5 protein-coding genes are annotated in these 10,032 nt (G+C 62.8%); 3 read left to right on the top strand and 2 right to left on the bottom strand.

Going from position 1 to position 10,032, the window contains the following annotated elements; genetic code table 11:
• Nucleotides 1-331 precede the first annotated feature (331 nt).
• Nucleotides 332-1,210 (top strand): DUF2242 domain-containing protein, encoded by an 879-nt coding sequence (locus HU748_RS06980; protein WP_186666771.1) that lies wholly within the window; start codon nt 332-334, stop codon nt 1,208-1,210.
• Nucleotides 1,211-1,621: 411 nt separating this feature from the next.
• Here HU748_RS06980 and HU748_RS06975 read toward each other — a convergent pair whose 3' ends face one another.
• Together HU748_RS06975 and HU748_RS06970 are read right to left on the bottom strand one after the other, a co-directional pair.
• Entirely contained in the window at nt 1,622-2,662 is a 1,041-nt protein-coding gene (locus HU748_RS06975) for an AraC family transcriptional regulator (RefSeq protein WP_186719810.1), read from the bottom strand.
• A 4-nt stretch (nt 2,663-2,666) separates the two neighbouring features.
• On the bottom strand, nt 2,667-3,785 hold the full coding sequence (locus tag HU748_RS06970) for a nitrilase-related carbon-nitrogen hydrolase (protein WP_186666769.1): 1,119 nt from the start codon (nt 3,783-3,785) through the stop codon (nt 2,667-2,669).
• 186 nt (nt 3,786-3,971) lie between these two features.
• On the opposite strand from HU748_RS06970, the gene HU748_RS06965 reads away from it, so the two are divergent.
• On the top strand, nt 3,972-6,008 hold the full coding sequence (locus HU748_RS06965; RefSeq protein ID WP_186707915.1) for an NADPH-dependent 2,4-dienoyl-CoA reductase: 2,037 nt from the start codon (nt 3,972-3,974) through the stop codon (nt 6,006-6,008).
• A 69-nt stretch (nt 6,009-6,077) separates the two neighbouring features.
• Nucleotides 6,078-10,019 carry a DUF6543 domain-containing protein gene (locus HU748_RS06960; RefSeq protein ID WP_186719809.1) on the top strand — a complete coding sequence of 1,314 codons (3,942 nt, stop codon included), beginning with the start codon at nt 6,078-6,080 and terminating at the stop codon, nt 10,017-10,019.
• The last annotated feature ends 13 nt before the right edge of the window (nt 10,020-10,032 follow it).

Below are 10,032 nucleotides of genomic sequence, written 5' to 3'. Positions count from 1 at the left end.
GCGGTAGTTCAGTCGGTTAGAATACCGGCCTGTCACGCCGGGGGTCGCGGGTTCGAGTCCCGTCCGCTGCGCCATATCCGCTTCGAGGTCACTGAACACCTCGAGGCACAAAAAAAGCGACCTTCGGGTCGCTTTTTTTGTTTCTGTGGCCTGGTGAATGGCTAGTACCCGCCTTTATATCAATCGCCAGTGCTGTTAGACATCGGCGTGGAGCTGACAGGGTCAGTTTGAACATTTACCTGATGCTGACAGACTCTTCACCGACCAGCGGTTTCAGCGACCCAGCGATGTGTTGCACAATAGGCACCATTCGTTCTTCCCGGAATTGACAATGTCCAGATCTACCGTCTCAGTAGCGCTCGGGCTGGCCCTGGTGCTGGCGGGTGTTTCCGGCTGTTCCTCGAAAAAGGCAGCGATCTACGAACACGAGAACTTCGACGACTCGGGGACGTTCTCGCGCAGTTTCCAGGTCAGCGATGCCGGATCGTGCGAAGCCGCGCGCCGGGCATTGTTGAGCCAGGGCTATATCATCACCAGCAGTGACGCGAGCCAGGTGGCCGGCAACAAGAGCTTCCAGCAGAACGCCGAGAACCACCTGCAGATCAGCTTCAACATCACCTGTGCTCCCGACAGCAGCGACGATCAGCGCTCGACGATCTTTGCCAACGCCTTGCAGGATCGCTACACCCTGAAAAAATCCAATACCTCGGCCAGCCTCGGAGTGGGCATCCTCGGCTCGGTGTCGATGCCGATCGGCTCCACCGACGACTCCATGGTCAAGGTGGCCAGCGAAACCGTGACTTCGCCGCAGTTCTACGAGCGTTATTTCTCCCTGGTCGAAAGCTACCTGCCAAAGCCGAAGAAGCAGAAGAAGGCCACCCCTCAAGTGGAGCCGCCCAAGCCTGAAAAACCGGCGCAGGAGTTGGGCTTGCCCGAGCCTGCAGCATTGGCCCCGGCCGTTCAGCCAGCGGCGGTACCGGTGTCTGGCAGCGCGCCACAGGTCGAGCCGGCAGCGCCGGTGACTCCTTCGGAGCAAGCGCCATCGCCGACCGCTGCAGCACCAGCCGCACCAGCCGCCAGCGAGGCGCCAGCGGCGCCTGTGGTCGACGATAGCCAGGGCTCGCAGCCTATCGCGCCGCCGGTCGAAGCTGCGCCGATCCAGGTGCAGCAAGCAGCACCGACCAGCGAGCCGGCCCCCTCGTCACTCTAGGCTCTGTATGAAAAACCTTGATACTCGGTGATGCTGCGTTGAAAACAGCCTGGTGCGCCAGCCCGGTCGGAATGCTCATTTACAACCCGTAAAGTCGAGCGCGACCCCGGCCGTTCCTCGGCTGTTTTCGCCTTGCCTGACCTTCGTCTCAAGGCTTTTCATACAGACCCTAGGTAAATGCTTCATCCGCTGTTACACAAGAGCTGCTGTTAACGACTCGAACGCCTGCTACGTTTATTCCTCATGGGGATGTCATGATTCCTTCATCCGGCCCGCATAGCTTGATGGCCAGACCCGTGAAAAAATGAATGCAAGAGGACGCAGGCCAATGGACGATTATCAGGAAGAGCTTCTCGAATTCCAGGCATATGAACTGGACACTCCGGAGCCGGCAGAAGACGCCACCGAGCTCTAGCCCACTTGCCGCTGATGGCGGCGAAACTCCCCCGGTGTCAGCCTCGTCCAGCGCTTGAATGCGCGCTGGAAGGCTTCGGCTGATGCAAACCCCAGCAGATAGGCGATCTCACCGAAGGCCAGCTCCGTATCACGGATGTAGGTTTCGGCGAGGTCGCGTCGGGTGTCGTTGAGCAGGCCGCGAAAGCTCGAGCCTTCCTCGGCCAGCTTGCGACGCAATGTCCAGGTGGGCAGTTGCAGATGGTGTGAAACCTCCTCCAGATCAGGTTCCCGTCCGCCGTTGAGCAACGGGCCGAGCAGATGAGTGATGCGCTCGCCCAGGCTGCGCACACGCGTGCGCTGTGCCAGCTCCGCTTCGCACAGCTGCAGCAGGTGCTGCCAGGTGCTAGGGCAGTGGTGTGGGTTACCCAGCGCGAGTGCGGCCTGGCCGAGGCGTAGCTGGTTGCTGGCAGCGCCGAACTGCACGGGCGTGCTGCACAACGGTTGATACAGGGCACTGTAGGCGGGTGCTTCGAACTCGATCTCCATGCGTTCTGCCAGCACCGGCGTGCCGGCCAGCCCCGACAACTGTGCCAGCCAGCCGGCCAGCAACGAGTCGACCACGAAGCGGTTGTAGGTGTTGTACGGGCTGATCGAGTAAAAGCGCAGCCAGGCTCCTTGGGCGTCTTCGATGAAGGCCGAGCTGCCACGATAGTTGGCAGCGTACAGCGGCTCGAAGCGCAGCAGAGTACGCGCAGCCTCCCGCACGTTCGGGGCCTGTGCTGCCGTCACGCCCGCCAGGCCGGCCTGGGCCAGGCGGCTCAGGCGTCCCATGCGCAGCCCCAGCGCGGGCTCGGCGCTGAGCTCGATGGCTGCGTGCCCCAGGTGCATGTAGCGGGGAATCGACAGGCGGGCACAGGCTTCATTCACACGCGCGGCATCCAACCCATAACGTTGCAACAGCGGCGTCGGGTCATGACCCAGTTCCTGCAGGGCTTCGGTCAGCGGCTGGACGAAACCTACCGAGAGGTCACCCAGGCGCACGCGTGGCTGGCGCATGCCCTTACAGCCACAGGTTAAGCAGGCGGGCGCCCTGGCTGGGATTGCCAGCCAGTTGTGCGCCCGCCTGGTTGACAAAGCCTTGGCCGTCGCTGCCCAGCTCCCAGAACTGGCCGCGCAGGAAGACACTGATGCTTGGCAGCTTGGGGTTGGCGGCAAGGATCAGTTGACGCCAGGCCGCCTCTTCGCTGACTTCGCCTTTGCTCAACGGCAACTGGTTGGCCGCCTGTTGGTGGCGGTTGCCACGCCAGGGTGCCTGCCAACTTCCCTTGCCACTGAGAAACACCGGATTGGCGATCAGTTGCACCGACTGGCGAGCCAACAGCTCATGGTTGCGCGGATACCAGCTGTCGCTGCCCACCAGCACACCCAGGCGTCCGGCCGGGGTCTGCACGACCTGCAGCGGCTGGGCCTGGCCATCCTCGATGAAGCGACGGACCTCGCTGTCGGCGTATTGCTGCAACTGTGGCTGGCCAAGTGGTGTGCCATCGCTGGCGAACACCAGGCTGCTGTTGAACAGCGGTCCTTTGCCGACATGCAACTGACCCTCTTCGACATAGGGCGCCGGCAGCACGATGGAGCCGGCCACCAGGGTGACACCGAACTCGCGGGCCAGGCCGCCAAACAATTGCTGGTAGTCAGCGGCCATCTGCCGCGCCTTCATGCGCAGGTGTGCGTCGGAGCGGCGGTCATCGCCAGTGGCCGCCAGCATGGCCAGGCCGTAGCGCACGGGATTGCTCAGTTCCAGCCACTGCCAGGCTTCACGGAACTGGGTGACCTGGTACAGCTCCTTTTTCTCGCCGCGGGCCCAGAGCCAGGTGCCGATATGCTCGGGCAGCACCACCACCGTTCGCGGGTTGACCAAGCCTTGGGCGCGGGCCTGTTCCAGATAGGCCGAGAGCTTGCGGTGCAGGCGCTCGAGGTTCTGGTAGTCGCTGGGGTAGAGCAGCGGCTCGATGCCCAGCAGGTTGCCGTGTTCGCCGGGAACGCCCTGGTTGAGCGCCAGTTGGATGCGCAAATCGGATAGGTAATGACCTTCCGGGCGCTGCTGGGTCCAGAAGCCATAGCTGAACAGGGCGGCGATCATCACCAGCGCCAGGGCGCTTGCCAGGAGTTTGCGCATGAAACGGTACGGCATCTTTAGGCCAAGGGTGTCCTAGGGTAGTCCCGCTGTGCAGCAGGATCAATAAGTTGTCAGTTTCGATCATTGAGCCGGTTCAAACGCCTGTTTAATGTCGACGGCAGACAAACGACGGGGCCCGTGTGAGGCACCCGCATTCCGTGATCACGCCTCATCTGGAGTCCCTCCATGGCTGCCGAACGCTACCCACACCTGCTGGCCCCGCTCGACCTGGGCTTCACCACCCTGCGTAACCGCACCCTGATGGGCTCCATGCACACCGGGCTCGAAGAGCGCCCGGGGGGCTTCGAGCGGATGGCCGCCTACTTCGCCGAACGTGCCCGTGGCGGTGTCGGCCTGATGGTGACCGGCGGTATTGCACCGAACGACGAGGGTGGCGTGTACTCGGGCGCGGCCAAGCTCAGCACCGAGGAAGAAGCCGACAAGCATCGGATCGTCACCGAGGCGGTGCACGCGGCGGGAGGCAAGATCTGCCTGCAGATCCTGCATGCTGGTCGTTACGCCTACAGCCCGCGGCAGGTGGCGCCCAGTGCCATCCAGGCACCGATCAACCCGTTCAAGCCCAAGGAACTGGACGAGGCGGGTATCGAGAAGCAGATCGACGACTTCGTCAACTGTTCGGTACTGGCCCAGCGTGCCGGCTATGACGGCGTCGAGATCATGGGTTCGGAAGGCTATTTCATCAACCAGTTCCTCGCCGCGCACACCAACCACCGGACTGACCGCTGGGGCGGCAGCTACGAGAACCGCATGCGTCTTGCAGTAGAGATCGTCGGGCGCGTACGCAAAGCGGTGGGCCGCGAGTTCATCATCATCTTCCGCCTGTCGATGCTCGACCTGGTCGAAGGTGGCAGCAACTGGGCGGAGATCGTGCAGTTGGCCAAGGCCATCGAGCAGGCGGGCGCCACCCTGATCAACACCGGCATCGGCTGGCACGAGGCGCGTATCCCGACCATCGCCACCAAGGTGCCGCGCGCGGCGTTCAGCAAGGTCACCGCCAAGCTGCGCGGCGCAGTGCAGATTCCGCTGATCACCACCAACCGCATCAACACGCCCGAAGTGGCCGAAGCGGTGCTGGCCGAAGGCGATGCCGACATGGTGTCGATGGCTCGGCCTTTCCTTGCCGACCCTGACTTCGTCAACAAGGCCGCCGAGGGCCGCGCGGACGAGATCAACACCTGCATCGGCTGCAACCAGGCCTGCCTCGACCACACCTTCGGCGGCAAGTTGACCAGTTGCCTGGTCAACCCGCGTGCCTGCCACGAGACCGAGCTCAACTACCTGCCGGTACGTGCGGTGAAACGCATCGCCGTGGTCGGCGCAGGGCCTGCTGGCCTCGCCGCGGCGACGGTCGCCGCCGAGCGTGGGCACGAGGTGACCCTGTTCGATGCCAGCGCCGAGATCGGCGGGCAGTTCAACGTGGCCAAGCGCGTGCCCGGCAAGGAAGAGTTCTTCGAGACCCTGCGCTACTTCGCCAACAAAGTGAAGAGCAGCGGCGTGACGTTGCGCCTGAACACCCGTGTCGGTGTCGACGACCTGACGGCGGGCGGCTTCGACGAGATCATCCTGGCGACCGGCATCACCCCGCGTACGCCGGCCATCCCCGGCGTCGAGCATGCCAAGGTGCTGAGCTACCTCGACGTGCTGCTCGAGCGCAAGCCAGTAGGGGAGCGAGTTGCCGTGATCGGTGCCGGAGGTATCGGTTTCGACGTCAGCGAGTACCTGGTGCACAAGGGTGTTGCGACCAGCCAGGATCGTGCGGCGTTCTGGAAGGAGTGGGGTATCGATACCCACCTTGAAGCCCGCGGCGGTATCGCGGGGGTCAAGCCTGAGCCCCATGCCCCGGCACGCCAGGTCTATCTGCTGCAGCGCAAGAAGACCAAGGTCGGCGACGGCCTGGGCAAGACCACTGGCTGGATTCACCGCACGGGCCTGAAGAACAAGCAGGTGCAGATGCTCAACAGCGTCGATTACCTGAAGATCGATGACGCTGGTCTGCATGTGCGCATTGGCGAAGGCGAACCGCAGCTGCTGGCGGTGGACAACGTGGTGATATGCGCCGGCCAGGAGCCCCAGCGCGAGCTGTATGAGGGGCTGCTGGCGAACGGGCAATCGGTGCACCTGATCGGTGGTGCGGATGTCGCCGCCGAGCTCGATGCCAAGCGTGCGATCAACCAGGGGTCGCGCCTGGCGGCAGAACTCTAGGCAGACATAGTTAGTACCGTGTGTTCGCACGGTGGCGGCAACCTCTCGGTTTTCAGAGAGATTGCCGCCATGACCAATACCTCGCAGCCCCAGCCGCTTACCGCCGAACTGCCTGATCAACTACCTGAAATCGACACGCTGCCCACGCTTCGGGCAGCAGCCCTCGCATTGTTCGAGGAGCACTTGCCGGGCCTGCTGGCGCGTACGCCGCACCTGTTGCAATTCACCGGCGGCGATGGCGCTGCTGAACGCTCGCTTGCCCATGCGCATGCCCTGACAACCTTGGTCGAATCCGCACGATTGGGACAGACGAAAGCCGACCTCTTCGATCCGGCGCAGGCGGTGCTTTCGTCGAGCGCCAGTTCGCTGGCCGAAGATGATCTGCTCGTTGACGTGACCCTGAAGCAGGTGCTCGACGCCTTGCAGCTTATCGACGCCAAGGCTGTGCTCAGCCGTTTCGAGGACGATGCGCAAACCTACTGGGAGGTGCCCCCGCAGTTGTCTTCGGCTCCTCGAAAATTGGCCATGGAGCAGCAGGTGCGCTCGAGCCTGGCGGACGATGTACAGCTGCTGGAGAGCGTCGGAACGCTCACTGCCGAAGCCAGGGCACTGATCGAAGACATCGTCGAACACCCTCGTTTCTCCGACCGCAGCCTGGCACGTGGCGTCTACGACCTGACAGTCCACACCGGTGGCGCTGCGAAGTCCTTCTCCCTGCCAGGTATGCTGGTTCTCACCGAAACCCCGGCCGGCTACGATCCGGCACTTTCCTATGTGACCGAGCGGCAGGCCCTGACCGGCGAAGCTGTGTTGTATTGCAGCGGATATCTTGGGTTTGTCCTTCGTCACGACAACCTCCAGGCCACCCTGGATGAGGTGCGCAAGGCGCTGTTGGAGGACCGCGCCTGGGGCCTGGCCTTGTTGATGCGCCTGACACCGCAGGCGCAACGGGACTTGCTCGAGGAGTGGGAGCGTGAAGGTGCAAGCTTCGAGGTACGAGCCGGGTTGATCGAGGGCAATCCGTTCGAGCATCTGGCCAAACAGCAACGTGACACCTGGTATGCCAGCGCGACCAGCGAACATTCTGGTGTATGGGATGACCGCAATGGTCTGGATGTGTCACGCGCACGCTCCACGCGGGTGTTGCTAGCGTTCGAAGCCGAGCGCCAATTGCTGCGGGCACAGTTGCCGGAAGGGCTGCGCAACCTCGCTCAAGCGCAGCAGAAGGTACTGGATGGTATGTTGCTCGACATTGCCCGGCAGCAGAGCCTCGCCGAAGGCTATTGGAAGGAGTTGCCCGCGTTCGAGGATTTCGCCCGTGATCGGATCCGCGCGGAGTTGCGCGAGGAAGGGCAGGATCTGGACCCCCGGGCAGTCACCGTCGAGATCGAAATCGTTGAGTACAGCCCTGAATTGCCGGAGGTGGAACTTGCACCGGGTGTCACCCCTGATCTTGCACAGTCGCAAAGCGTGCAGAGCGAGTGCTCGCTGGTCGAATACATTGCCATGCGCATGGACGCCAGGGCCGACGCCAGTTGGACGGTCGGTTTCAGTGGCGTGACGCAGGCACAGTCGCGCTATCTCTCCAGCACGCGGCTGACGGCCCTGAGCCGTCGACTGGACCTGCAGAAGCACTATCAGCAAGCAATCAACAAGGCGTTGACGACACCCGCTGCTGGCGAGACCAAGGATCTGCACCAACGGCGCCGCGATGCCGCGACAGCCCTGTTCGAGAAACGCCTGCGGCTCGATGCGTTTCTGGCCCATGCCACGGGTGATCTGGACGATTCCGGGTATCAGGCTATCCAGGATGTTCTGGATCATCCATCGCCTGGCAAGCGGCCTCTGCGCGAAGGACAACGCGCTGAGTTGCAAGTACTCAAGCTGGGTGGCAACTCTTTGCGTGACGTGCTGATCTTCCATGAAACCGGCGAGTCGTCGCTGGTTTGCTACACCCCCGGCCACCCGTCCGGCAAGCCGTTCAGGCGCCACAGCTCCCGCAGTACCCTGCGCGCCGTGATGACCCGGGAGCTCGAAGGCATCCGAGATCCGGCGCAGTGGAGCGCAAGCACCGAGTACTGGGTGTCGCGGTTCGGGCGTCATCAGCTTGGGCAGGCCTTTCCTTTGTTGCTTCGCATCGCGGATGGCAAGGCCGGCGCAGACCTGGACACGCAAACCCTCAGCCAATCGGTGGGCATGGCTGTTTTCGATTATCGGATCGCTTATCTGCTGGCCGAAGGTAACAGCCTGGCGGTATCCGATGCCGAGTTGCGACTGGAGCGTGGGCTGGACATCGCTGTCACCGTGTTCCGCGTGTTGAGTACGCTGATTCCCGCGCGGGTCATGACCATGCTCGACCTCGCAGAGCTTGGTTATTACCTGTTCAACAGTTACGCGGCGCTAGCCAGTGGGGAGCGTGAGCAGGCCGGAGCCTATGCCATCGAGTTCTTGAGCAGCCTGAGCGGACTGGCCAATGCCAAGTTCTACAGGTTCAGGGCACCCGTCGCCTCGGGAGTGCCGCTGCGCCTGGCGGGAGGCAGTGGTACGCGGACGGTCGCTGCGATCAGCGAGGCGCCCAAGCCACAGGGCTCACCCTTTGCCATTTCTGAGGGGCCGCGGCAGGGGTTGCTGGTCTTCGACGGCCGGTTGAACGTGTCTTTGCAGGGCCGTTACTACCCTGTCTATGAGGTGCGTGACCCGCTGCAACGGACCTCGAGTTTCCATATCGGATCAGGCGGCGACACTCAGAGCCGCTCGCTGTTTTCTAATCCCGATCCGAGGATCGAACGTGATCCGCGCACAGGTGACTGGCTGATCGTGCGCCGTCCGGGGCTGCTGGGGGGGATGGACCAGCCACTGCCGGTTCGGACGATGCCGGTGAACGCGCTGCGTGGGGTCAGTGAAAGCGCCGATGGCAGTGGCCGGGTTTTCCGCATCATGGACGGCGCCCAGGAACTGAAGGTGATGTTCGATCTGGAGTACTGCTGTTGGTACTCGTCGTCCAAACGCTTGTACTACCGGTGGGATGAACAGACAAGCCGCTATGTGGGCGCTGCCGATCCTGGCCCGAAGGCGTCTCGAATGGTGCGCCAGCAGGCGCGTCTGGAGCTGGAGTGTCCCCAGCGGCCAGTGCTGCCGGAGCAGCCGCCGAGCAGTGGGCTGGAGCCGCTGCCCAAGGATATCCACCAGATCTGGATCGGAAGTGCAGACGCTCTGATAGAGGCGCACGACGCTACGCTCAAGGCCAACATCGAGATGGCACAACAAGGCGGTTATAAATTGCATCTGCACTTCCTGGGCCTCAGTAGGTGGGGGTTGGGCAATGTGGTGCAGTTGCGCAAGCTGCGCTCGCGCTACCCGGGAGCGACCTGCACGGCGGTGAGGCAGGAGGTGTTCTTCAAACCTTTCGAAGATAGCCCGCAGGGCGAAGTGTTCAAGTTCTTCCTGCAGCCGGAAACCCGTAACTACGCAGCGGCCTGCGACGCCTTGCGCTACAGGTTGATACACGAACTGGGCGGTGTGTACATGGACATGGACGATGTACTGCTCAGCCCGCTGCCAGGCTTCATGCTGCAGCCCGGGCAACTGGCGGTAGGCGGGGTGGTGAGCAACATGACCCTGCAGCTCTACGGCCCCAACAACAGCCATTTCGCCTCGCTCAAGGGCAACCCGTTGCTCGATGCGGTGTTGCGTGAAATGTCCAAGCGTTTCAGCGAGAGCCAGAAGCTTGGCTATCGCCCGAAGTTCTCCGACCCGGGTTTCACCGCGTACATGCGCGAGATATCCAGGGTGACCGGCCCCGATCTGCTCAATTCCGTGCGGCATCGGGCCAGTGCGATCGATAAGGCCTTGACCGAAGCGAAGATGTATATCTTCGAACTACAGGACAACGGTGTGCGTCCCGAAATTTCGGTATCAGCATGGGTGAAACGCGTCTCTGCACTGCTGACGCCGCTGGAGGACTTCATCGATACCGGCAATGCCCACAGTTGGAAGACGGGGCGCCGTTGACCTGCTAACGTGC

The sequence above is a fragment of the Pseudomonas sp. RW3S2 genome (assembly GCF_014268955.1).
In the GTDB taxonomy this organism is placed as follows: Bacteria; Pseudomonadota; Gammaproteobacteria; order Pseudomonadales; family Pseudomonadaceae; genus Aquipseudomonas; species Aquipseudomonas wayambapalatensis.
The sequence above is the reverse complement of the archived record's forward strand: the minus strand, read 5'-3'. Positions and strand labels throughout refer to the sequence as shown.

Coding starts and splice junctions, on each gene's coding strand:
- HU748_RS06980 (WP_186666771.1), top strand. CDS start 332: ATGTCCAGATCTACCGTCTCAGTAGCGCTCGGGCTGGCCCTGGTGCTG.
- HU748_RS06975 (WP_186719810.1), bottom strand. CDS start 2,662: ATGCGCCAGCCACGCGTGCGCCTGGGTGACCTCTCGGTAGGTTTCGTC.
- HU748_RS06970 (WP_186666769.1), bottom strand. CDS start 3,785: ATGCGCAAACTCCTGGCAAGCGCCCTGGCGCTGGTGATGATCGCCGCC.
- HU748_RS06965 (WP_186707915.1), top strand. CDS start 3,972: ATGGCTGCCGAACGCTACCCACACCTGCTGGCCCCGCTCGACCTGGGC.
- HU748_RS06960 (WP_186719809.1), top strand. CDS start 6,078: ATGACCAATACCTCGCAGCCCCAGCCGCTTACCGCCGAACTGCCTGAT.